Source organism: Streptomyces sp. NRRL S-340, from assembly GCF_000720185.1.
Taxonomy (GTDB): domain Bacteria; phylum Actinomycetota; class Actinomycetes; order Streptomycetales; family Streptomycetaceae; genus Streptomyces.
The window spans coordinates 66790-89184 of sequence record NZ_JOIY01000014.1 but is presented as its reverse complement, the minus strand read 5'-3'; the positions used below and the strand labels follow the sequence as shown (position 1 = coordinate 89184).

The 22395-nt window shown below is 73.0% G+C and carries 20 protein-coding genes; 10 read left to right on the top strand and 10 right to left on the bottom strand.

The features are described 5' to 3' along the window. Positions 1–48: 48 nt before the first annotated feature. Both IG64_RS13190 and IG64_RS13185 read right to left on the bottom strand, forming a co-directional pair. Positions 49–1113: an alpha/beta fold hydrolase gene (locus IG64_RS13190; protein WP_037855261.1), complete on the bottom strand. Its 1065-nt coding sequence runs from the start codon at positions 1111–1113 to the stop codon at positions 49–51. Between the two features lie 166 nt (positions 1114–1279). Further along, positions 1280–1774, bottom strand: a complete 495-nt coding sequence (locus IG64_RS13185; protein WP_037855260.1) for an SsgA family sporulation/cell division regulator — start codon at positions 1772–1774, stop codon at positions 1280–1282. A 334-nt stretch (positions 1775–2108) separates the two neighbouring features. Between IG64_RS13185 and IG64_RS38730 the strand changes: the two genes are divergently transcribed. After that, on the top strand, positions 2109–3140 hold the full coding sequence (locus IG64_RS38730; RefSeq protein WP_037855259.1) for an alpha/beta hydrolase: 1032 nt from the start codon (positions 2109–2111) through the stop codon (positions 3138–3140). Positions 3141–3297: 157 nt separating this feature from the next. Here the strand turns inward: IG64_RS38730 and IG64_RS13175 are convergent, their stop codons facing one another. Further along, positions 3298–6039 (bottom strand): helix-turn-helix transcriptional regulator, encoded by a 2742-nt coding sequence (locus IG64_RS13175; protein ID WP_037855569.1) that lies wholly within the window; start codon positions 6037–6039, stop codon positions 3298–3300. Positions 6040–6500: 461 nt separating this feature from the next. On the opposite strand from IG64_RS13175, the gene IG64_RS43075 reads away from it, so the two are divergent. From IG64_RS43075 to IG64_RS13160, 3 genes are all read left to right on the top strand, one after another. Next, positions 6501–6893 (top strand): WhiB family transcriptional regulator, encoded by a 393-nt coding sequence (locus tag IG64_RS43075; RefSeq protein WP_051812804.1) that lies wholly within the window; start codon positions 6501–6503, stop codon positions 6891–6893. Positions 6894–7108: 215 nt separating this feature from the next. After that, positions 7109–7579 (top strand): cupin domain-containing protein, encoded by a 471-nt coding sequence (locus IG64_RS13165; RefSeq protein WP_037855257.1) that lies wholly within the window; start codon positions 7109–7111, stop codon positions 7577–7579. 60 nt (positions 7580–7639) lie between these two features. Beyond that, positions 7640–8209: a TetR/AcrR family transcriptional regulator gene (locus IG64_RS13160; protein WP_037855255.1), complete on the top strand. Its 570-nt coding sequence runs from the start codon at positions 7640–7642 to the stop codon at positions 8207–8209. Positions 8210–8323: 114 nt separating this feature from the next. On the opposite strand, the gene IG64_RS13155 is transcribed toward IG64_RS13160, so the two are convergent. Both IG64_RS13155 and IG64_RS13150 read right to left on the bottom strand, forming a co-directional pair. Then, the gene (locus IG64_RS13155; RefSeq protein ID WP_037855566.1) at positions 8324–8917 is read right to left on the bottom strand and encodes a TetR/AcrR family transcriptional regulator; all 594 of its coding nucleotides are present in this window, start codon (positions 8915–8917) and stop codon (positions 8324–8326) included. A 60-nt stretch (positions 8918–8977) separates the two neighbouring features. Further along, entirely contained in the window at positions 8978–9991 is a 1014-nt protein-coding gene (locus tag IG64_RS13150) for an SAM-dependent methyltransferase (protein ID WP_234438499.1), read from the bottom strand. Between the two features lie 200 nt (positions 9992–10191). Here IG64_RS13150 and IG64_RS13145 point away from each other — a divergent pair, with 200 nt between their 5' ends. From IG64_RS13145 to IG64_RS13125, 5 genes are all read left to right on the top strand, one after another. Next, a complete protein-coding gene (locus IG64_RS13145) occupies positions 10192–10377 on the top strand; it encodes a hypothetical protein (RefSeq protein ID WP_037855253.1) in 186 nt (61 codons plus the stop codon). Positions 10378–10833: 456 nt separating this feature from the next. Then, positions 10834–11898 carry an alpha/beta fold hydrolase gene (locus IG64_RS13140; RefSeq protein ID WP_037855251.1) on the top strand — a complete coding sequence of 355 codons (1065 nt, stop codon included), beginning with the start codon at positions 10834–10836 and terminating at the stop codon, positions 11896–11898. Beyond that, positions 11895–12131, top strand: a complete 237-nt coding sequence (locus IG64_RS13135) for a hypothetical protein (RefSeq protein ID WP_037855249.1) — start codon at positions 11895–11897, stop codon at positions 12129–12131. The genes IG64_RS13140 and IG64_RS13135 overlap by 4 nt, the downstream gene beginning before the upstream one ends. A gap of 105 nt (positions 12132–12236) precedes the next feature. Next, positions 12237–13127, top strand: coding sequence for a Bax inhibitor-1/YccA family protein (locus IG64_RS13130; RefSeq protein WP_037855247.1), 891 nt, complete (start codon positions 12237–12239; stop codon positions 13125–13127). A 103-nt stretch (positions 13128–13230) separates the two neighbouring features. Then, entirely contained in the window at positions 13231–14466 is a 1236-nt protein-coding gene (locus IG64_RS13125; RefSeq protein WP_037855245.1) for a cytochrome P450 family protein, read from the top strand. A 223-nt stretch (positions 14467–14689) separates the two neighbouring features. Here IG64_RS13125 and IG64_RS13120 read toward each other — a convergent pair whose 3' ends face one another. From IG64_RS13120 to IG64_RS13100, 5 genes are all read right to left on the bottom strand, one after another. Next, positions 14690–15271: a DUF308 domain-containing protein gene (locus tag IG64_RS13120; RefSeq protein WP_037855244.1), complete on the bottom strand. Its 582-nt coding sequence runs from the start codon at positions 15269–15271 to the stop codon at positions 14690–14692. Between the two features lie 42 nt (positions 15272–15313). Further along, positions 15314–16894, bottom strand: coding sequence for a DUF6351 family protein (locus IG64_RS13115; protein ID WP_037855243.1), 1581 nt, complete (start codon positions 16892–16894; stop codon positions 15314–15316). 297 nt (positions 16895–17191) lie between these two features. Continuing rightward, positions 17192–19495, bottom strand: a complete 2304-nt coding sequence (locus IG64_RS13110; RefSeq protein ID WP_051812802.1) for an ATP-binding SpoIIE family protein phosphatase — start codon at positions 19493–19495, stop codon at positions 17192–17194. Between the two features lie 43 nt (positions 19496–19538). Next, positions 19539–20294 carry a cytochrome b/b6 domain-containing protein gene (locus tag IG64_RS13105; RefSeq protein ID WP_051812800.1) on the bottom strand — a complete coding sequence of 252 codons (756 nt, stop codon included), beginning with the start codon at positions 20292–20294 and terminating at the stop codon, positions 19539–19541. Continuing rightward, positions 20248–20970: a molybdopterin-dependent oxidoreductase gene (locus IG64_RS13100; protein WP_051812798.1), complete on the bottom strand. Its 723-nt coding sequence runs from the start codon at positions 20968–20970 to the stop codon at positions 20248–20250. Before IG64_RS13100 ends, IG64_RS13105 begins: the two co-directional genes overlap by 47 nt. A gap of 290 nt (positions 20971–21260) precedes the next feature. Here IG64_RS13100 and IG64_RS13095 point away from each other — a divergent pair, with 290 nt between their 5' ends. Beyond that, on the top strand, positions 21261–22223 hold the full coding sequence (locus tag IG64_RS13095; protein ID WP_037855242.1) for a quinone oxidoreductase family protein: 963 nt from the start codon (positions 21261–21263) through the stop codon (positions 22221–22223). The last annotated feature ends 172 nt before the right edge of the window (positions 22224–22395 follow it).

Sequence of the window (22395 nt, the reverse complement as noted above, 5' to 3'; positions counted from 1 at the left end):
CGGCTCAGGGGCGACCGGCTCAGGGATGGCCGGCTCAGAGCCGGCCGCTCAGAGGTGGTCGGCCTCGACGACGGCCTGGGCGAAGGCGGTCGGGGCCTCCTGGGGCAGGTCGTGGCCGATGCCCTTGAGCGTGTGGTGCTGGTACTTGCCCGTGAAGAACTTCCGGTACATCGAACCGTCGCCCGGAGCCGGGGTGAACGGATCGCGTTCGGCGTCGAGGGTGACGGTGGGCACCGAGATGTACGGCTGCGCGGCGAGCTGCTTCTCCAGCCGGTCGTAGCGGCGTTCACCGTCGGCGAGGCCGAGCCGCCAGCGGTAGTTGTGGATCACGATGGCGGCGTAGTCGGGGTTCTCGAAGGCCTGGGCCGTGCGCTCGAAAGTGGCGTCGTCGAAGCCCCAGGTCGGGGAGACGGTGTCCCAGACCAGACGGCACAGGTCGTGCCGGTCGTCCTTGTTCTCCATGGCGAGGCGGCCCCGCTCGGTGGCGAAGTAGTACTGGTACCACCAGGAGTACTCGGCCTTGGGCGCCAGCGGCGTCTTCTGCGCCTCCACATCGGTGATCAGGTACCCGCTCACCGACACCAGCGCCTTCACGCGGTGCGGCCACAGCGCCGCGATGATGTCGGCGGTGCGCGAACCCCAGTCGAAGCCGGCGAGCACCGCCTTCTCGATCTTCAGGGCGTCCATCAGGGCGATGATGTCGAGGGCGATCGCCGACTGCTGGGCGTTGCGGAACGTTCGGGAGGACAGGAAGCGCGTCGTGCCGTGGCCGCGCAGGTAGGGGACGATCACGCGGTAGCCCTGCGCCGCGAGCAGCGGGGCGACGTCGACGTAGCTGTGGATGTCGTAGGGCCAGCCGTGCAGGCAGATGACGACGGGGCCGTGGTGGGGCCCCGCCTCGGCGTAGCCGACGTCCAGCAGCCCGGCCTTGACGTGCTTCAGCCGCTCGAAGGAGGTGTGGGTACCGGGTTCGACCGTGGGAATGACCGGCACCGGCGCGCCGCCTCCCTGCTGCGGGGCGGCAGAGGCGGCCTGGACGCCCTGGAGCCCGACCAGCGAGGCCGCGGCCGTTCCCAGGCCCACGGCCTTGCTGAAGTTCCGCCTGTTGATCATGTGAATCCTCCGTCGTGCGTTCGTCGTGCGCCCTCGCCGCCCGCCGCGCCGGCAGGCACGGGAATCGGCGGCCGAGGCTCGTTCGTGGGATCACCGCGGGATCTGCGCGATGACTGTCACACAAGCTTCGTCACCAGTCAAATAGGTGACTCATTATCTCCCGGGGTCAGTCGGACGGCACTTCGGGACCGTCGAGCAGACCCGCGAGAAAGGTGTCCAGATCCAGCCGGCTCGTCTCCGTACCGGCCGGGACGAGCCGGTAGGTGCCGTCGAGCCATTCCGCCAGCGGCGGGACGGGAAGCTCGAAGAGGGCTCCCACGTCCTTCGACATGAGCTGCAGCCAGGCCGTCGCCCGCTCCTCCAGGTGTGAGGGCCACACCTGGATGTCACCGACACCGCTCATCGAATGGAGGCCCTGGTAGAGCAGGTCGCGGCCGATGCGCCAGGTGGCACGGGGTCCGCCCTCGATGAGGAAGGTGACGGTGACGACCAGCGGCGAGTCCGGGTCGTACGAGAACTCGGCCCGGATCTCCTGCCACTCCATCATGTCCAGCATCCGGTGGATGTCCAGGCGGAGCAGGGGCAGGCTCTGTGGGACCGGTCCGGACGGGGTCGCGGATGCGGTGTGCTGGGTCCGCACGTCGTGGTGATCGCCGCTCATGACGAAAAGTCCTTCCGTGAAGCGGGGGCTGGCGGCCTTCACTCTCGCCCCGGTCGCCGCTCGGGCACATCAGTCACTTGACGGTGAGAGACGGCGGGGCGTCCGCGGCGGGACCTGCCGGGCGCTCGCGCGACCCGGGCGGCGCCGGTGGCACCGGAGGCGGAACAGGCCTGGACTTCGGTGCCCGCGCGGCGGCCGGGGCCCGGCCCCCGGCCGGGCGGCGGAGAACATTAAGTCATTCGACTGTTCCGGCCGTCCGGCGGCCTGAACGATGCTTGGACGGTCGCCCGCATGCCGGTGCCGGATGTCCGCTCCCCGTTCGGAGGACCCAGCTGTGAACAGTACCCCCGTCGTCTTCGTCCACGGAGCGTGGTTCCACGCGCTGTCCTGGGAGGCGTGGGCCGAGCGTTTCACCAGCAGGGGCTTCACGGTGTGGGCACCGGGCTGGCCGGGCGAGCCCGACTCGGTGCGCGAGGCGCGCCGCCGCCCCGACGTGCTGCGCGGTCTCGGCCTCGACGCCCTCACGGACCACTTCGGACGTCTCGCGGCGTCCTTCGACGAACCGCCCGTGCTCATCGGGCACTCGGTGGGCGGTCTCGTCGTGCAGCACCTCCTGGGCCGCGGTCTGGGCCGGGCGGCGGTGGCCGTCGCGCCGGCCCCGATCGCGAACGTGGCACCCCAGCCCGGCCGGGGCCGGCCCGGGCCCCTGGGCACGACCGGTGCGGCGGGCGGGGAGGGTGCGGCCGGTGCGCCGGGTACGGCGGGTGCGGTGGCTGCCTCGGATGCGGCGGGTGCGGCCGACGGCGGCACGGTGCCGGCCGCCGGCACAGCGCCGTACGGCGACACGACGGCCTACGACAGCACGACGGCCTACGCCGGAGCGGCGGCGGCATCCGGCCACCCAGCGACGTACCGCGACACCACGGCCGACGGCGGCACGGCGGCGTACGACGACACTGCGGTGCCCCTGTCGCCCGAGGAGTTCCGGCACGTCTTCGCCAACACCGTCGGCGCGGAGGAGTCCGCCCGGCTCTACGACCGGTACGTCGTCCCGGCGCCCCGCCGACTGCTCGCCGATCTCGGCCGCGGCGGGTCGGCCCCGCACCCCCGCAGCGTCGCCGACGTCGGCAACGCCGCGCGCGGGCCGCTGCTGCTGATCTCGGGGCAGGAGGACCAGGTGGTGCCCGACTCCCTGACCCGGGCCGCCTACAAGCTGTACGGCGACTCGGTGGCGGTGAGCGACCTGAAGCAGTTCGCCGACCGCGGCCACACCCTGACCGTGGACAGCGGCTGGCGGGCGGTCGCCGACCACGTCCTCGACTGGCTCGCCGGGCAGGGGATCCACGCGGGCGGGCCGGTCCGGTGACCGGCCGGCCCCGTGCCCGGACGGGACCGCCCGGTGAGCAGCCGGCCCCCGTACCCGACCGGACCGAGGAACAGCCGGCCCCCGTACCCGGACCGGTCCGGTGAGCAGCCGGCCCCCGGGGCCTGCCCGCCCCGGCCGGAGCGGCGCGGTGCGCGGCTCAGCTCTCCACGGTCTCCTGGGCCTTGCCGAGCGCGTCCCGCAGCGCGGCGCGCGAGGTGATGCCGAGCTTGGGGAACACCCGGTACAGATGGGAGCTGACGGTGCGCGGCGACAGGTGCATCCGCTCGCCGATCTCCTTGTTGGTCAGCCCGCTCGCGGCGAGGTCGGCGATCCGGCGCTCCTGCCAGGTGAGCGTGGACAGGTGCGCGGACGCGGCGCGCGCGGAGACACCCGAGGCGCGCAGCTCGGCGCGGGCCCGTTCCGTCCAGGTCGCCGCACCGAGCCGTTCGAACGTCTCGGCCGCCGTGGTCAGGAGCCGGCGCGCGGCCTTGGGCCCCTGGGTGTGCCGCAGCCGGATGCCGTGGGCGAGCCGGATCCGGGCCGCCTCGAACGGGAAGTGGGCGGTGGCCGGATGGGTCTCGGCCCGCTCGTACATCTCGGCGACCTCCGTCTCGTCCGTGGCCGTCATCGCGAGTGCCCCGTAGGTGATCATGGCCAGCCGGGGCGAGACGGCGGGCAGTCCCGCCTCCCGCGCGGCCACCGCGTGCCGCCTGGCCTGCTCGGAGCGGCCGGTGTGCACCGCGGCCTCGACCAGGTCTAGCAGGGTGCGCGCGGCCTGGTGCCCGTACGGCGTGAACGTGCCCGGCGAGGTGATGCCGATGGCGTGCAGGTAGGCGGCCTCGTAGTCACCTTCGCTCAGGGCCGCCGCGGTACCGGCGGCGTCGGCGAGCTGGGTCAGGAAGCCGATACCGCGCGGGCGCGCCCAGGCGTCGACCATGGCCTGGAGTTCACGGGCCTGCTCGGCCCGGCCCCGCTGCGCGGCGACCAGCGCCAGATAGGCCCGGGTCTGCTGGGCCAGCAGCGTGTACCCGTGGGACCCCATCAGGTCAAGGCCGCGCTGACCGGTGCGTTCCGCCTCGTCCCACTCGCCCATCGCCATCTGGTCGAGCATGATCAGGTGCAGCATGGTCATCCCGACCCCCATGGCGCCCGTCTCCAGCTCCCGCTCGACGATGCGCTGGAGGTGCGGGCGGTACTGGCTGAGGATGTCCACGTGGTAGGCGCAGACGGCCAGGCGCATCACGTCCCAGGGCTCCAGCTCGGAGAGGTCGGCGAGGGCCCGCTCCACGCGTCCGGCCAGGCCGGCGCCGTGCAGGACGACGTCGCCCCAGGCGTCGCGGTAGATCAGCGAGCGCTCCGTCACCAGGTCGCCCAGGGAGTCGAGCAGTTCGCGCGTCCGCCGCCACGAATCCGGCTCGCCCGCGTACTGCTCGATCCCGAGCAGCAGGTTCACCAGCCGCAGCAGGATCTCGGGGGCCTCGCGACCCCCGTTCGCGCGCAGCTTCTCGATGGCGGCGGCGACCTGGCGCCGTGAGGACCGCACGTCCCCGTCCTCGTACCACGACATGTAGGCGGCGGTGGCCACCGACGAGGGGCTCTCGTTGCGACCGGTGGGCAGCTCGGCGTGCAGGAGCTGCTGCGCCTGGTCCAGCAGCCCCGCGTACCCGGCCGTGAACGCCGCGTTGCTGAGTCTGCGGGAGCGGCCGTCGTGGCTCTCGCTCAGCTCCGCGGCACGGGTCAGCCAGGCCACCGCCGTCACCGCCGCGCCGCGCCTGGTCGCCGAGTCCGCCGCGGCCTCCAGGGCGGCTGCGACCTCCTCGTCGGGGTCGATCGCCGCCGCCGCGAGGTGGGCGGCCCGGCGCTCGACGTCGTCGTGGTGGATGCGGGCGAGGTCCGCGTGGGCGGCCCGCCGCTGGTTGGGGGTGGCCAGCTGGACCACGGTGGAGCGCACGAGCGGATGGCGGAAGACGAAGTCGCCGCCGGCCGCGTCCGTCTGCAGGAGCCCGGCCGCCACCGCCTCGTCGGCGTCGCGCATGCGGTAGCGCCGCACCGGGGTGTGCGCGGCCGCCGAGGTGCCGACTCCGTCGAGCGCGCCGCGCAGCAGTTCCTGGCGCACGGCGTCACCGAGGGCTTCGACACGTGTGCCGTAGACGTGCTGGAGGCGCCGGGGCAGCGGGATGCTCTGGAAGGCGAAGGTGCCCGCCGGCCCCCGGCCGGTCCGGTCGCCGCCGAGGAAGGGGGGCAGTTCGAGCAGGGCCAGCGGATTGCCCCGGGCCTGGTCGAGGACGATTCGGCGGACATGTGTGTCCAGCCCGGGGTGGCAGGCGTCCAGGAGTTCTTCGGAGGCCGTCTGCGTGAGCGCCGGGACCGGTTCCTCGGGCAGTGCGGCCGTGTCGAAGCGCGAGGGGACGTCGGAGCGCAGGGCGATCAGCAGCTTCACCGAGCTGCCGGTGAGCCGGCGTCCCGCGAATCCGCACACGTCGGCGCTGGAGGCGTCGAGCCACTGGCCGTCGTCCAGGACCACCAGCAGCGGCTTCTGCGAGGCGGCGAGGGAGAGCAGGTCGAGCACGGCGATGCCGAGGGTCATGACGGAGGGCGGCCTGCCCTCGGTCTGCCCGAACACGGCGTCGAAGACGGCCCGGTGGCCCTCGTCCAGGGCCTCGATGTGGGGCAGCAGGGGATAGAGGATCTGGTGCAGCCCGGCGAACGGGAGATCCGACTCCGCCTCGACCCCGGCGGCCCGGATCACCTCGTGCCCCTGATCCGCCGCCAGGGCGGCGACATGGTCGAGCAGGGCGCTCTTGCCGACCCCCGACTCCCCCCGCAGGACGAGTGCCTGTCCCGCGGCGGCGGTGACGAGACCGGCCAGCCGGGCCCGCTCGTCGTCCCGTCCGATCATGGTGACGAGCGACTTCACGGCGCCCCACTCCCTTCCCCGCCGGACCGGCTCCGCGATCCCGCGTCCGCACCGCCTCGCGCGGCGCGGACCTGGGCGGAGAACCGGTCTCTTCGCTGTGCCCCCGAGCGGCGGTTGTGCCGCATGGCCGCCTTCCTCCCCCTCGAACCCGCACACGTCGAGCAGCGTAAGCACACCAAAGGGTGCACGTCATCCAGAGTGGCCGGAAAGTCACCCTTGTCGGTCAGACTAATCAGACGGCAAAAGTCCGGTCAATCGAGGGGCAGGGACGGTCACCCGGCACGGAACACACTCACAGGGACCGCGAAAGCCACAACGACCAGCGAAATCCGGTCAATCGCCTGGCGTCCGGTCCCACCATATCTGCGTTAGGGTCACACATATCTGCACCACAGAAACATGTGCCTAGTGCGCGCATGGACGAGCCATGAGGTGAGGCCGCAATGGAGTGGGCTGTCAGGGGAGCGTGCCGCGGGAGCGCCGAGCAGATGTTCGCCGAGGGCGCCGCGCAGAACGGGGCGAAGAGCGTGTGCTACCGCTGCCCCGTGCGCATGGAGTGCCTGTCCTACGCGCTGGACCGGCGGATGGAGCACGGCGTGTGGGGCGGCATGACGGAACGCGAGCGCAGGGCCCTGCTGCGCCGCAACCCGACCGTGGTGTCGTGGCGGCAGGCCCTGGAGAGGGCGTACGCCGGACAGCAGCCCGCGGCGCGGGAGGAGACCGTGCGGGAGACAGCGGCACGGGAGGCGACTGTGCGGGAGGCAGCGGCACGGAAGCCCACCGTGCGGGACATCGCGTCCAGGCCGGACCGATCCGGCCCGGAGGCAGCGGCCTGAGCTCGACCGGACACCGCCGGTGTGGCCGGATCGTGCTCTTGCGCGGCATGAAGGGAGAACACGTATTCTCTCGATGTCGGAACGACCGTTCTTTCCTACCTGGTCCTTCTCCGTCTTCCTTCGTCTCCCCTGGTCGTTCTGCCTCTTCTCGCGCCCGCCGCCCGCCGTCCTACGGCCCTTCTCCGCCCCTTCTCCGCCGACCCGAGGGAATGAACATGTTCGACCGTCGCGCTCTCATCCGTACCGGTGGAGCAGCCGCCGCCGGTGCCTTCGGCATCGCCGCGCTCACCTCCGCCCAGCAGGCCGCCGCGGCCCCGCCGCTCCCCCACGACCACCCGGCCGGCCCGGTCGACCCCGCGGACCCGACCGCGGGTGTCACCCGCACCCTGCTCCAGCAGCACCCCTCACCCGCCCCGGGCTGGGCAGCCGTACAGACCCTCGTGCAGATCCCCCGGCACAAGCAGTCGGGCCGGCACAGCCACCCCGGTGTGGAGGTCGGCTACATCGTCCGCGGTGACGTACTGATGGAGTTCGACGACGCGCCCGCCCTGCGACTGCGCACCGGAGACCCGTTCTTCATCCCCTCGGGCGCCATCCACAACGCCCTCAACGTGGGAACCGTGACGACGATGATGCTCTCGACCTACGTCGTCGACGAGACGAAGCCGCTCGTGACCACCTACTGACCCGGCGGCCCCGCCGGCCGGGGGACCGTCCCCGCACCCGCTGCTCTGTACCCTGTGGCCATGACATCGGGCGCCACCGAGAAGCCCCGTCCCCGGGAGCGGCTGCTGAGCACCGCGGGCCGGCTGTTCTACACGCGCGGCATCCGCACCGTGGGCGTCGAGCAGCTGATCGCGGAGGCCGAGGTCACCAGGGCGACCTTCTACCGCCACTTCGCGGGCAAGGAGGGCCTGGTCCTCGCCTGTCTCCAGGAGCGGGACGCGCGGGTCAGGCACGCCGTGGCGGCCGTCCTCGCCGTGCACCGGGGCCGGGACGCCCTGCTGGGCATCATGGCCATGATCGGCGAGACCGTCGACGGGCCGGGCTTCCGCGGCTGCGGCTTCCTCAACGCGGCGGCGGAGTACCCGGATCCGGAACACCCCGTGCGCAGGTGTGTGGCGGAGCACAGGGAGTGGTTCCGGGGCGTCCTGCGCGATGTCGTGAGCGACGCCGGACATCCTGAGCCCGACCGGCCGGCACGGAGCCTGGTCCTGCTGAGGGACGGCGCCATGGCGGGCGGACACCTGGACCGGCAGCAGGACGCGGCGGCGACGCTGCGGCGGGCGGCACAGGAGCTGCTGGACGCCGGGTGACGCGCCGCGTCCCCGCCGCCCGCCGGTCGCCCGCCCACGGCGCGCGACCGGCGCTCCGCACCCGGGCGCCGCGCATCCGGCGCCGCTCAGCCGATGCAGCTCGGCCCGTGCCGCTCAGCCGCGTACGCCCGCCCGCGCCCGCAGCGGCTCGATCGCGGCGGCGAGGGCCGCTTCGAGGTAGTCGGTACGGCCGGTGGTCTGGAGCATCAGGACCCCGCCCTGCACGGCGGTGAGGACGACGCGGGCCCGCTCGGCCGCCGAGCCGTCCCCCGGGAGCATCGCCTCGACACCGCGCGACAGAGCCGCCTCCCAGGCCTCGAACAGACCCGTGACCACCGCGCGCGCCTCGGGCGAGGACTTCCCCAGCTCGGTCGTGAGGCTGCCCAGCGGACAGCGCTGCCCCAGCTCCGTGTAGTGCTCGAGCACGGCCCGGCTCCACTTCTGCCAGGCCTCCCAGCTCGACAGGTCGTCCAGGTACGGCTGCTGCGCCTGGAGCACCTCGTCCGCCTCGTGCTGCGCCACGGCCACGAGCATGTCGGCCCGGCCGTTCGGGAAGTAGTGGAACAGCTGGCTCTTGCTCGTGGACGTCGCCGCGCGCACGTCGTCGAGGGTCGTGTCCGCCGCGCCCTTCTCCCTGATCAGCAGTGCGGCGGCGACCACGATGCGCATCCGCGTCGCCGCGCCCTTGGCTGTCATTCCCTTGTTCATGCGCTCCATCATCCCACATCAGTGGACTTATCGGTCCACTAAGGAGGGAGGCGGCCCGGCTCACACGGGCGGGCGCCTGGCCGCGACCAGCACCGGGCCACCGGGAACCGTGGGGAAGGTGCGGATCTGCCCCAGCCCGGCGGACTCGACGGCCGCCGTCATCGCCGCGGTGTCGTAGGAGTTGCCGCCGTTGCGTACCGCGACCCACCGGCCGACGGACCGCAGCAGCGGTTCCCCGGAGGCCGGGTTGGTGCCCGCCACCAGCCAGCCGCCGGGCACCAGGGCTGCGGCGAGGCGGGGCAGCGCGGATGCGAGGGCCTGCTCGGACACGAACGGCGCGGGCAGCCAGACCAGTTCGTAGGCGTCCCGCTCCGCCAGCTCCGCGACGTCCTGCCGGCGCAGGGTGATCCGGTCCGCCACCGCCGCGGGCACCGCGGCCAGTTCCGCCCGGGCCAGGCCCAGCGCCCGGGCCAGTACGTCGATGCCGTCCACCCGGGCCTGCGGGAAGCGTTCGGCGAGGACGGTGGCGAGTGCCGCCACACCGGTGCCGACGTCGAGGATCCGGCCGCCCGGCGCGGCCAGCCGCTCCGGCAGCCCGGTGAGCCGCGGCACGACCTTGCCGGCCAGGGCCCGGCCGGTGGCGGCCGAGGCCCGGCCCTGGTTCAGCAGCACCTCGTCGCTCTGCGCGGCCCAGCCGCCGTGCGCCGAGCCGTCCAGGCCGCTCGGGCCGTCCGGGCCGGCCGCGGCGGACACCGCCTGGCGCAGCGCGCTCAGCCGCGCCTGGACCGCGCTGCGCGCCGTGGGCCCGTCGGCCGGCACCAGTGACGGGTGCACGGTGAACCCGGTGCCGTCCGGGCGCACCAGCCCCGCGCTCTCCAGGACGGCGGTGCGCTGCGGGTCGGCGGCGAGCACCTCCATGAGCGGGGTGTCCAGTGCGTCCCGCAGGGTACCGACGAAGGCGGCCATGGCCCAGGCGGCGGCCTCGAGAGCGGCGGCCGGACTGGAGCCGAGCCGCAGTACCGGATCGGGCACCGGGTCGGGAGAGACGGACACCTGCTCGGGAACCGAGGACACGGGAAACCTCCGTACGACATGGGGACACGTGGGTGTGGGGACACGTGTTTCACCACCACAGTACGGTGCGGCCTCGCGGAAACCTTCCGCACACACCGAGACATGCGTCACCACCTTGACAGGTGACTCGGGACGATGTCAGACTCCTGGCATCCGGACACGACGGAACCATCCGCCGCGGAACCCAGCGGAGGTCGAGGATGAACATCAAGATCACGGTGGACAGTGCGGCCGCGGCCCGTCAGGCGCGGTTCGGCAGGCTCCCCGAGCGCATCTCCTACGCCGACATGGTCGAGGAGAAGCAGGCGAGCCCGCGGAACACCCCGGACGGCGCCTACGACCCGGAGGTGCGCTTCAACTGCCTGGCCGCCGATCTAGGCCTGTAGGCCCCACCCGGCTCACGGCCGACGGCCCCGTCCGTGAGCCGGGCTCATCATCACCGGGTTTTTCTTGCCCCTGACGTGAACCCCGCCCGGTACCAGGTCCGTTGAGCCATATAGAGACCCCCCGCCGCCATGGTGATCAATTGGCTGGCCTGGCGGCGGGGTCACGGGATGGCCGCCTTCGCTCACTTCCCCCGAAGCGATGGCGGCCATCTCCAGGATCCTGCGCGCTCCGCCGTACACCTCTGTGTCGGAGCGCGACAGGTGCGGCCGGTGCCTGGGACTCCACACCGAGCCGCCGCGGTCGGCGGCCAACTGCCGGGCACGCCGACCGCACCCGGGCGCGGCACACGGCTCTGCGCGCGCCCGGACCCCGCTGCCCCGCTCCCTGCTTGCCATGCCTTCCGGAGCGGGGCAGCTCTCTGTTTCCCAGGAGGACATATGTCAGGAGGGCGCACAATGATCAGCAGACGCAGGCTCACCCGGATCCTGGCCACGGCAGCGTCCGGGGCGGGGATCGTACCGGCGGCCGGCCGTGCCGCCGCCGCACAGACCGCCACCGCGCAGACCGCCCCCGGCGCGCGGACCCCCGCCGACGCCGGGGCCGGAACACACACCTCGTCGGCGCTCGGCCCGGTACGGCATGTGCGTACGGACGTGCTGGACATCGCGTACCACGTCGCGGGTCCGGCCGGCGGCGCCCCGGTGATCCTCCTGCACGGCTGGCCGTTCAGCCCCGTCGGCTCCTACGCCGAGGTCGTCCCCGCGCTGGTCCGCCAGGGCCACCGCTGCTACGTGCCCTATCTGCGCGGCCACGGCGGGACCCGCTTCCTGCGCCGGGACACGTTCCGCTCCGGGCAGCAGGGCGCGCTCGGCGCGGACCTGGTGGCCTTCATGGACGCGCTGGGGGTCCGCCGGGCCGTCCTCGCCGGTTACGACTGGGGCGGGCGGGCCGCCGACGTCGCCGCGGCGCTGTGGCCGCGGCGCTGCGCCGGCCTGGTCTCCGTGAACAGCTACCTCGTCCAGGACATCGCCGCCGCGCAGACGCCGCTGGCCCCCTCCGTCGAGTCGGGGTACTGGTACTTCTTCTACTTCCTCACCGAGCGCGGCCGGGCCGGCCTGGAGCAGAACCGCAAGGAACTCGCCCGCGTGGTCTGGCACCGCAACTCCCCCGAGTGGCGGTTCACCGAGGCCGAACTCGACGAGGCCGCCACCTTGTGGACCAATCCCGACTACGTCGACATCGTGATCCACAGCTACCGCCACCGGCTCGGCGCGGCTCCCGGCGACCCCCGGTACGCGGACATCGAACGCAGACTGGCCGGTCTGCCGCCGGTCACGGTGCCGGCCGTCACCCTCGACGGCGCGGCGGACGGCGTCGTCCCGTGGACCGACGGCACCTCGTCCGCCGCCCACTTCACGGGTCCCCGCGTGCACCACGTGATCCAGGGCGCCGGCCACAACCTGCCCCAGGAGCGGCCCGACGCGTTCGCCTCCGCCGTCCTCGAAGTCTCCGCCCTGTGAGCGGCCCGGCGGAGGACGAGAAGGACGTGCGAGCGGGCCGGGACTTCCTCGACGAGGCGCGCGTCTCCTACGAGACACACCTGCGCACCTGTGCGCGCTGCGCGGAGGACGGCCGTACGTGCCGGGCCGCGGAGCTCCTCAAGCGGACCTACGACAACTTCTGGCGGGCGGCACGGCGTTCACGTGGTGCCGCCTTCCGCACCGCACCGGAAAATAACCAGTCAGACCGGTGACATCCCTTGCCTTTCCTTGCGTCACCTGTCAGAGTGGTGACGCAAGGAAAGGCCGCCGTACCCGGCACACCCGCCGCCCGTACGGCACACGAGGAGGACACCGACATGAGGACCAGCAACCCGATCTTCTCCCGCAGGGGTTTCCGCCGCGAGGGCGGCGGCCAGGACCCGGCAGCGCGGCAAGCGCGTCCGCAGCCGATCGCCGCCGCGGTCGGCACCGCGGCCGGCACACCCCCTGCCGACGAGTGGACGGGCAACCCGTACGCCGCCGGCGGTGACTTCTCCCCCGCCAAGGACACCTCCGCCGCCCACACCTCGATGGCACTGGACGACGTCGTGGTCCGCACGGCCGGGACGCTCGGCACCGTCGCCCTGGCGGCCGTGCTCTCCTGGGTCCTGCTCCCCGTCGACGAGGCCGGCATCGGCCGTTCCTACGGCATCGCCGCCGGCGCCGCGCTCGTCGCCTTCGTCCTGTCGCTCGTGCAGACCTTCAAGCGCAGGCCCGCCCCGGCGCTGATCCTCGGTTACGCGGCCTTCGAGGGTGTCTTCCTCGGGGTCATCTCCAGTGCCACGTCGACGTACATCTCCCCGGGTGTCGTCGTCCAGGCGGTGCTGGGCACCTTCGCGGTCTCGGCCGGTGTGCTGATCGCCTACCGGATGCGCTGGATCCGCGTCACCCGCCGCTTCTACGGCTTCGTCCTCGCGGCGGCCACCGGTTTCCTCCTGCTGATGGCGGCCGACCTGCTCTTCTCCGCCTTCGGCGCCGGGCACGGCCTCGGCTTCGACAGCGGTGCTCTCGGCGTGGTCTTCGGCATCGCCGGCATCCTGCTGGGCGCCGCCTTCCTGGCCCTGGACTTCAAGCAGATCGAGGACGCGGTCGCCTACGGTGCCCCGCGCGAGGAGTCGTGGCTGGCGGCCTTCGGACTCACGCTGACCCTGGTGTGGATCTACCTGGAGGCGCTGCGTGTCCTGTCCCTGCTCCAGGGCGACGACTGACCGCCCACGGCGGGCCCGCCCCGGCCCGCCCGCGGTGAACCTTCCCCGCCGCGCCCTCCGTGTTGCCGGTGAACCCACAGGAGTCCGGCACAAGGAGAGACGTATGACGACGCAGGCCCGGGAAGTCCCCCAAGCCGACGGCCGGGTGGTGCTCAGCCCCGAGTTCAAGGCGGACGCACCACGTCACTACGCACGGCTGCGGGCCCTGGGCCCCATCCACCCGGTGCGGTTCGCCCCGGGACTGGACGGCTGGCTGGTCGTCGGACACGACCTGGCCCGTACGGCCCTGACCCACCCGGCACTGCGCAAGGACGCCACACCGGCCGCCCCGATCCTGGAGGCGGCCGGTTTCGTCTTCCACCGGCCCCAGGTCGGCCTCGGCGCACAGATGCTGGAGTCCGATCCGCCCCGGCACACCCGGTTGCGCCGCCTCGTCTCCAGCGCCTTCACCCCGCGCCGTACCGCCGGACTCGCCCCGCGCGTCGAGCAGATCGCGAACGATCTGCTCGACGCGCTCTCGCCGTCCGGCGAGACGGACCTCGTGGAGGCGTTCACCGCTCCCCTGCCGGTCACGGTGATCGCCGAGCTGCTCGGCGTACCGCCGGAGCACCGCGAGGACTTCCGCCGCTGGTCCACCCTCGCGCTCCAGGTGACCGACCCTGGGCACCGTGCCGCGCTGGCGGGACTGCACACGCTGCTGCGCGGGCTCATCGAGGACAAGCGGAACGCTCCGGGGGACGACCTGCTCTCCGCCCTCGTCGCCGTCCGCGACGAGGACGACGGCCGGCTCTCCGAGGACGAACTCGTCGGCACCGCGATCCTGCTGGTCGTCGCCGGCCACGAGACCACCGTCAACCTCCTGGGCAACGCCCTGCTCTCCCTGCTGCGCCGGCCCGACCAGCTCGCGACGCTGCGCGAGCGCCCCGACCTCGTGCCGGGCGCGGTGGAGGAGTTCCTGCGCCACGACACCTCCGTGGAGCGTTCCTCGAACCGGTACGCGGCCGAGGACCTCGAACTCGGCGGTGTGCGCATCCCCCGGGGCGGCATCGTCGCGGTGGCCCTCGGCTCCGCCGGTCACGACATCCCCCTGCCCGACGGCGGTGATCCCGCGGTCCTCGACGTGACCCGGCCCGCCGCGCGGCACCTGTCGTTCGGCCACGGCATCCACCACTGCCTGGGCGCCCCGCTGGCCCGCCTGGAGGCGGCCATCGCCCTGCGCACGCTGCTGGCCCGCCTGCCCCGCCTGGAACTCGCCGTGCCCGCCGAGTCACTGGCCTGGATCCCGTCCGGGATGATGCGCGGCGTGCTGTCCCTGCCGGTGCGCTACCGCAAGGCCTGACCCGGGGCCGGACGATCCGGGTCCGGCCGCCGGAAGGACGGCCGGGAGGGCGAGCGCAGGACGGCCGGCAGGGAACGCAAGGGGAACGCCGGACGCCGAAGGGAACAGGGAAGAGAAGTCCGCGGGGAACGCCGGAACGCCTCGGCCCGCACCGTGCGTACGGTGCGGGCCGAGGCGTGTGAGTCGGGTGACGCCCCGTCAGGGGCTTGTCACCCGTACGGGGTCAGGCCGTCCGGGTCCGCAGCTGGCGGGCCTTCCAGGCCAGCAGCCCGGCCTGGGCGATGAAGAACACGCCGCCGCCCGTGGCGTAGACGGACAGCACGTCGAGCGAGGGGTTCTCGCCCGCGGCCTGGATGACGTAGAAGGCGCCGACCAGGACCGACAGGCCGCCCGCGATCAGCATCGGCCACTGCTTGCCCAGCTCGGGGCCGCGCCGCCGCAGGCCGACGATCACCTGGGCGACTCCGGAGACGACCGCCCAGGCGCCGAACGTGGCGAGCACCGCCGCCACTCCGCCGGCCCCCGCCACGCCCACCGCGACGGCGGCGAGGGTGCTGAGCACCCCGTTGAACGCCGTGACGTTGCGTTCCGATCCCGCCGGGAGGGCGCGGTGGTCGATCAGCGAGGACACCGCGTCGATCAGCGGGTAGACGACCAGCAGGGTGATCGCCGCCGCGCCGAGGGTGTCATGGGCCCCGGCGAAGGCCACGGCCCAGGCCACGGCCAGGACGCCACGGCCGAGGTACAGCTTCAGCAGGGAGGAGCGTTCGCCGTCCGTGGCGGTCGCCTGGGTGTTCGCGGTCATGAGGGGCCGGCCTTTCTGGGTGGCTTGTCGGGGAAGGTCAGGTCAGCGCCGGCCGGCGGGGACGCAGCGGAAGTTGCGGGCGTCCGCCGGGTCGCCGTGGCCCTTGTAGTGGGACACGAGGGGGTAGCGGCACAGGTCGCGGGTGAGCGTGACGCCGTCGGCGTTGGTGAGGGTGGCGGTGAGGGTCTTGGGCGCCTTGCCGTGCTCGACCCACTTGGTCAGGGCCGCCAGGTCGTCGACCTTGCCGTCCTTGAGGCCGCAGTGGGCCGTGCCCGGGGCGAGGAAGAGACGGTAGAAGTCGTCGACGCGGTGCGTGCCGCCGAGCTTGCGCTCGACGCGCTCGCGGTAGTCCACGGTGCCCTGGGTCGGGATGAAGGGGTCGGCCTGGCCGTGGTAGGTGAGGAGCTTGCCACCGGACTTGCGGAAGGCCGACAGGTCCGGGTCGTCCGTGCCGATGATCTTGTCGTACTCGGCCTGGGACTGCTTGAACAGCTGGGTGAACTGGCTGTACGTCAGCTTCGTGACGTCGAGACCGGGCTGCTTGGCCACCCAGGAGGCGGTCCAGGCGGCCGGGACCGGGAACGGGCCGGGGCCGGCGAGGCCCGAGAAGTCGGCGCCGACCGGCAGGCCGTACCAGAGCTTCTTGCCCGAGGCGGTCCGCGGGCCGTCCCAGATCTTGCGGACCACGGCCGCGTCCGCCGCCGTGATCGTCTCCTCCTCGCCCTTGCAGACGACCTTGGTGCCGATCAGGCGGCGCGGGTCGAAGTTGCAGTGCGCCGCGTCGGAGATCAGGCCGTCCTTGACGCCGTCGAGCTTGTCGCAGGCCTTGAGGGCGGCCTGGTTGAAGGCGTTGAACTCACAGTCGCTGGGGCGGTTCTTCTCCTGGTTGATCACGATCTGCGGCCACAGGGTGGCGACCTCGAACTCGTCCCAGTTGACGGCGGGCGCGTTGGCGAGGATGCCGTCGAAGTCCCCGGGGTGGCGCTGGGCCTCCATGTAGCCCTGGCGTCCGCCGGTGGAGCAGCCGTTGAAGTACGAGTAGGCGGGGGCCGCGCCGTAGAACCCGTCGATGACCTGCTTGGCGACGAGGGCGGCCTCGTGCTGGGAGCGGTCGGCGAAGTTCTTCAGCAGGCCGGTGTCGACCTGGCCCTTGCTGTTCAGCGCCCACCCGAAGTCGAGGACGTCACCGACACCCGCGTCGGTGGTGGCGGCGGCGTAGCCGTTCTTGACGGCGGCGGCGAGACCGGCACCGTTGTCACCGGCGGCGTAGGCGCTGCCGCCGAACGACTGGAGGCGGCCGTTCCAGCCTTTGAGCGGCAGCCACGTCTGGACCTTGGCGTGGTCGTCGTCGCCCGGGTGGGTGAGGGTGACCGTGACCTCGCAGAAGGCGGGGACGTCCGTGACCGTGCCCTGCAGGATCCCGGTCCCGGTGATGGTGCCGCCCGGTCGGCTGACCGCGGTCGCGGACTCCACCTCGGTCCCGGACGGGGCCTTTACGGAAACGGTCGAGCAGGTGGGCGAGGTGGAGGCGGGGCTCCCGGTGGCCGCCGAGGCGCCGGCCGGCAGGTACACCGCCGCCGCCAGCGGCACGCCGGCCGCGAGGACGGTCAGAAGTCGTCTCATGACGTTCCTATCGTGAAGTGTGTGGTGCCTGGCTGTGGGCACACATGTGCGGGCACAGCGGCAGGGCGCGAGACGGGCCGTGTTCGTCCGCCGCCTGGGACCCCCGCCCGTTCGGCTGGGAAGAGACTGACACGGAATTCGTCACCGGTCAAGATGGTGACGCATCACCCGGGGGGCGACACCGACCACTGTGCCCCCGTGGCGGCGGGGACACATCAGTCACATGACGGTCAGTCGCCGGACACCGGAGTCCGCACACGGGTGTGTCACCGAGGTGTGCCGGAGTCAGGTGTTGAGTCATTCGGCGGGCCGGCCGGACCCCTCCGGGCCGGTGGCCCGTCGCTCCTGCGCCTGCGGGATGTCCATCTCCAGCCACACGGTCTTGCCGCGCCCGTTCGGCGAGGTGTTCCAGGTGTCGGCCAGGGCGTCGACGAGGAACAGCCCGCGCCCGTGCTCCGCCCGCGCGCAGCCCTCCTCCGAGAGGGAGTAGAGCGCCGGGACGGGCGGATCGCTGGCGGAGTCGCGCACCTCCAGGCGGATCCGGTCCTCGTAGACCCGCAGCCGCACGTCGACGTCGCTGCCCGCGTGGACGAGCGCGTTGGTGACGATCTCGGAGGTGACGAGTTCGACGTCGTCGGACAGGTCCGCCAGGCCCCAGCCGCACAGGCGCTCGTGCACGAACGCCCGCGCCTGGCCGACACCGCGCAGGTCACGGCGCTGGATGGAGAGGTGTCCGGTGCGCGGCACCTGCCGGGTGTCCGGGCCCTCGTAGCGGGCCAGGAGCAGCGCCGCGTCGTCGCGCCGGCCGCCCGCTCCCGCGGCCCCGCCGAGCAGGCGGTCGGCCAGCCCCTCCAGATCGGTGCCGAAGGCGTCCCCGGCGGCGCCGAGCAGGGCGGCGGCCTCGTCCTGGCGGGGGTCGAACAGGCCGTCGGAGTAGAGCACCAGCACCGACCGGTGCGGGATCGTGTGTTCCCGCGCCCGGTAGGCGCCCGTGCCGGGGCCGGGCAGCCCGAGCGGTACGTTCGCCGGGGCGTCCAGCGTCCGCACCGTGCCGTCCGGCAGCCGCAGCAGCGGTGCGGGGTGGCCCGCCAGCGCCACCTCGGCCGTGCCGTCCTCCGGATCCAGGGCGACGACGCAGCAGGTGGCGAGGGTGTCGGTGCCGAGCCGGGCCAGCAGTCCCGAGGTCCGTTGCAGCAGGGCCGCGGGCCCGTGGCCCTCGGTGGCGTAGGCGGCCACGGCGCTGCGCAGCTGGCCCATCGCGGCGGCGCTCTCCATGGTGTGGCCCTCGACGTCGCCGATGACGAGCGCGACCCGGTCGTCGGGCATCCGGATCACGTCGTACCAGTCGCCGCCGACCTCGGCGGTGGCCGTGGCGGGCTGGTAGCGGGCCGTCGTGGTGAGGCCGGGGACCTCGGCGAGGGTGGGCGGCAGCAGCCGCTTCTGGATGCCCTCGGCGAGCGCGTGCCGCCTGGCGTTCAGTTCCACGCGCTCCACCGCCGAGCCGAGCAGCCCGGCCATCATGGTCAGCACGGCCCGCTCGGCGGGCGAGAAGGCCCGGGGCCCGGCGTAGGACAGGCAGCACAGGCCGACGACGTGCCGGCCGCCGGTGATCGGGACGTCCATGACGTGTCTGCTGCCGACGAGCGGGAGGTGCGCGGTGACGGGGCCGGCGCCGGACCGCGCCGGGCGGGGCGCCGCGGAGCCGGGGTCGTCGGCGAGCAGCAGCGCGTTGCCGCGCGCCGCGCGCGCGGCGGGGGTGCGGGTGTGCAGGCCGCAGCCGTGCAGTTCGCGGACGAGGCCGGCGGAGTCGCCGCTGTGCCCGATGACCCACAGGCGGCCTTCGGTCACGCAGGACAGCACCATGGCGCGGGCCTGGAAGGGCGACATGACGCAGAACCGCGCGGCCGCGGTGACGTGCTCCATCGTCGTCGCCCGGTTGAGCAGGTCGGCCAGCCGCTGCAACGGGTACATCAGACTGCGGCCCGCCGATCCGGGAACGCCCGGCGAGCCCCAGGGGCCGTCGGGGTCGGCGTCGGCGGAGGACTCGGCGCCCAGTACGGGGACGAGGACGGGCAGGTTCGCGGCCGTCACCGCGGTGCCCCGCCGGTGCAGCGCGGCGAGCGTGATGGCGAGCCGGCCGGCGATCCGTGCCAGTTCCGCGCGCCGCCCGGGTCCGTAGCCGTCGGTGCCCTCGGGGCGGAGCACGGTCAGGCTGCCGAAGCGCTGCCCGGCGGCGGCCAGCGGGGCCGCGGCGGCGAGGTAGGGGTAGGGGCAGACGGTCGTGCCGGGCCCGCGCTCGTGCGGTGCGTCCGGGTCGTCGAGGACCGCCACCTCGTCGCCGGCCAGGGCGCGGGCGGAGGCGTAGGGGGCGTCCAGCGTCATGCGTCCGGGCAGGGTGAACACGGAGGGCGGGCCGCCGCCGATCATGGCGATCCACAGTTCGGTGCGGTCGGGGCTGAGCAGGTAGACGGCGGCGGCGACCGCGTCCAGGCGCTGCGCGGCCTCCCGGACGGCGTGGTGCAGTGCCGCCGCCAGGTCGTCGCCCAGGGTCCCGGCGGCGCCGCCCTCGTGGTCGTCGTCGACTGCTCTGCTGCCGCTCACGGAGGTGTTTCCTGCTCCAGGGGAGGGGGACCGGGATGCCGTGTCAGCCGTCGTACGCGTCGGTCGCGGCGCTCGGCCGGGCGTCGCGTCCTCGCACGTTGGCGCCGTCGTGCGGGTGCTCACGTGTCTTTCCGGACACGGTACCCACGGGTTCCTCCTCCAGCCACTTGGCGTGGTGGCGTGTCGCCCAGGCGCGGTCCACGTAGCCGGTGCGCATGCCGAGCCTGGCCTCCGGGTCCTCATAGGCCTTGCGCAGGTGCCCGATGAGGACGAGGGCGATCGCCCAGGCCAGGACGTCGTGCACGAAGATCGCGCTGGTGCGGGAGATGAAGGGCAGCAGGCCCATGAACCACATGAGGAGGCCGGTGAACATCATCACCAGCACCGCGCCGGCGATCCAGCCCGCGTAGAGCTTCTGGCCCGCGTTGAACTTGCCGGCCGGCCGTGCTCCGGGCGCGCGCAGCCGGCGGCGGGCCGCGCGCAGCCACCGCCTGTCGTAGACCGCGAAACGGTTCAGCCGGCGCAGGTCGGCGCGGAAGGCGGGCGAGAACAGGCCGAGCAGGACGGGGGCGGGGAGCAGGATGCCCGACCATTCGTGGACGGTGACCATCAGGTGCCGTCGTCCGACGAGCTGGGCGAGCGGTCCGAAGTAGAGGCAGGCCGCGGTGACCAGGCACAGCAGCATCAGGTATCCGGTGGCCCGGTGGACCCACCGTTCGGCGGCGGTGAACCGCCTGACCCGGCCCGGCCGTTCAGGCCGCGTGCCGGTCGGCGCCGTCGAGCCATCCGTCGACCGCATAGCCACGCTCCTCCCAGAAGCCGGGGACGACCTTGTCGGTGACCGAGATGCCGGACAGCCACTTGGCCGACTTGTAGAAGTACATGGGGGCCACGTAGAGCCGGACCGGCCCGCCGTGTTCGTGGGTGATCGGCTTGTCCTGCATGGTGAGGGCGATCAGCACGTCGGAGCGGCGGGCCTGCTCCAGGGTGAGGCTCTCGGTGTAGGCGCCGTCGAAGCAGGTGAAGCGGACCGCCTGGCCGCTGCCGCGCACGCCGGCGTCGTCGAGGAGGTGCGAGAGCCTCACGCCCCCGAAGGGGGTGTCGTCCACCCGCCAGCCGTCCGTGCACAGCACGTCGCGCACGACGCGGGTCTGGGGCATCGCGCGCAGGTCGGCCAGCGTGTACGTCTTCGGCCGGTCGACCAGGCCGCCGATGGTCAGCTGGTAGTTCGTCTCGTCCTTGTGCGGGACCGAGCCGACGATGCTGTAGTAACGGAAGCCGCCCGGATTGGGCAGCAGTCCGGTCAGGCCGGTGGCGTCGACCTGGGAGGCCTTGGCGAGGAACCCCTCCCAGCCGCTCTGGAGGTAGGGCGCGGCGGCGAGTCCGGCGGCTCCCGCGCCGAGCATGCCGAGCAGCGCCCGGCGTCCCACCGGGGCCCCTTCGGCCGCCCTTTTCCCGGGCTGTTCCACTGCCATGGTCAGTGCTCCTTCGCGTCACGGTGAGGTCCCCCGCCGCCGCGGGTCGGCGCCGGCGGGCACGGCGGCACACCGATGTGTGCACATGTCCCGAACGGTTGAGAAACATGTTTCGTGCCCGTTCCGGGACCGGTACGACAGCACTGTACCACCTTCGTCACCCGTCTGACCGGTGACGAAGGTGCGCGGCCTGCCCATTTTTTGGACTTGCAGGTCCAAATTGGTGCTCCTACGGTGCGTACCACGACCGCTTCACCACACGTTTCTCTCCACCGAGAGGTGTCAATCCCATGCACGCGATCCACATCAAGGAACACGGCGGCCCCGAGGTCATGGAGTGGACCGAACTGCCCGACCCGGTTCCCGGTCCCGGCGAGGTACTGGTCCGGCTGGGTGTCGCCGGAGTCAACTTCATGGACACGGGCGCCCGCGGACAGGGCGCGCCCGGCTGGGCCGCGCCGCTCGTCCTCGGCGCCGAGGGCATGGGGTACGTGACCGCCCTGGGCGCGGGCGTCGAGGACCTGGCCGTCGGAGACCGCGTGGCCTGGTTCTACCACCGGGGCAGCTACGCCGAACTGCTCGCCGTCCCGGCGGCGTCGCTGGTCAAGGTGCCCGACGGCATCCCGGACGAGACGGCCGCCGCCGTCATGATGCAGGGCCTCACCGCCAACCACTTCAGCACCGAGACCTACGCCGTCAAGCCGGGAGACATCGCCGTGGTGCACGCGGCGGCGGGCGGCGTGGGCCTGCTCCTGACCCAGTTGATCAAGGCCCGCGGCGGCACCGTCATCGGCCTGGTCTCCCGCGAGGAGAAGGTCGCCGTCGCCGAGGAGGCGGGCGCCGACCACGTCCTGGTCTCCTCCGGCGGCGGCTTCGAGGACCGGATCATGGAACTGACCGGCGGCGAGGGCGCCCATGTCGTCTACGACGGCGGCGGCACCGAGACGTTCCACTCCTCCCAGCACTCCCTGCGCCGGCACGGGGTGCACGCCTACTACGGCCCCGTCATGGGCGTCCCCACGCTCCGGCCCACCGACATGCCGCGCAGCATCCTGCTGTCGTACCCGACGATGTTCGACCACGTGCCCACCCGGGAGGCGCTGGTCCGGCGTACCGGCGAGCTGTTCGACCTGATCCTGGCCGGGAAGCTCTCCGTCCGCATCGGCGGCCGCTACGCCCTGGCGGACGCGGCGCGGGCGCACCGGGACATCGAGTCGCGACGGACCACCGGCAAGCTGCTGCTCCTGCCCTGACCTGCCGCGACACCGGACGGCACACGTGTGCGGGCCGCACGCGCACGGGCGGCGGGAGCGGGAGACCGGCTCCCGCCGCCCGTCCTGTTAGACTGGAGAGGACCTTGATCCTTCGCTGAGGAGACCAGACATGGTGGTGGACGACGACATCTCCGGGTGATCACCCGGACCA

Bases quoted from the DNA above. Each gene is read 5' to 3' on its own strand.
- IG64_RS13185 (WP_037855260.1), bottom strand. From the start codon at position 1,774: ATGAGCGGCGATCACCACGACGTGCGGACCCAGCACACCGCATCCGCG.
- IG64_RS13190 (WP_037855261.1), bottom strand. From the start codon at position 1,113: ATGATCAACAGGCGGAACTTCAGCAAGGCCGTGGGCCTGGGAACGGCC.
- IG64_RS13130 (WP_037855247.1), top strand. From the start codon at position 12,237: ATGAGGACCAGCAACCCGATCTTCTCCCGCAGGGGTTTCCGCCGCGAG.
- IG64_RS13155 (WP_037855566.1), bottom strand. From the start codon at position 8,917: ATGAACAAGGGAATGACAGCCAAGGGCGCGGCGACGCGGATGCGCATC.
- IG64_RS13120 (WP_037855244.1), bottom strand. From the start codon at position 15,271: ATGACCGCGAACACCCAGGCGACCGCCACGGACGGCGAACGCTCCTCC.
- IG64_RS13175 (WP_037855569.1), bottom strand. From the start codon at position 6,039: ATGATCGGACGGGACGACGAGCGGGCCCGGCTGGCCGGTCTCGTCACC.
- IG64_RS13140 (WP_037855251.1), top strand. From the start codon at position 10,834: ATGATCAGCAGACGCAGGCTCACCCGGATCCTGGCCACGGCAGCGTCC.
- IG64_RS13160 (WP_037855255.1), top strand. From the start codon at position 7,640: ATGACATCGGGCGCCACCGAGAAGCCCCGTCCCCGGGAGCGGCTGCTG.
- IG64_RS43075 (WP_051812804.1), top strand. From the start codon at position 6,501: ATGGAGTGGGCTGTCAGGGGAGCGTGCCGCGGGAGCGCCGAGCAGATG.
- IG64_RS13125 (WP_037855245.1), top strand. From the start codon at position 13,231: ATGACGACGCAGGCCCGGGAAGTCCCCCAAGCCGACGGCCGGGTGGTG.
- IG64_RS13100 (WP_051812798.1), bottom strand. From the start codon at position 20,970: ATGGCAGTGGAACAGCCCGGGAAAAGGGCGGCCGAAGGGGCCCCGGTG.
- IG64_RS13095 (WP_037855242.1), top strand. From the start codon at position 21,261: ATGCACGCGATCCACATCAAGGAACACGGCGGCCCCGAGGTCATGGAG.
- IG64_RS13105 (WP_051812800.1), bottom strand. From the start codon at position 20,294: ATGCGGTCGACGGATGGCTCGACGGCGCCGACCGGCACGCGGCCTGAA.
- IG64_RS13165 (WP_037855257.1), top strand. From the start codon at position 7,109: ATGTTCGACCGTCGCGCTCTCATCCGTACCGGTGGAGCAGCCGCCGCC.
- IG64_RS13115 (WP_037855243.1), bottom strand. From the start codon at position 16,894: ATGAGACGACTTCTGACCGTCCTCGCGGCCGGCGTGCCGCTGGCGGCG.
- IG64_RS13145 (WP_037855253.1), top strand. From the start codon at position 10,192: ATGAACATCAAGATCACGGTGGACAGTGCGGCCGCGGCCCGTCAGGCG.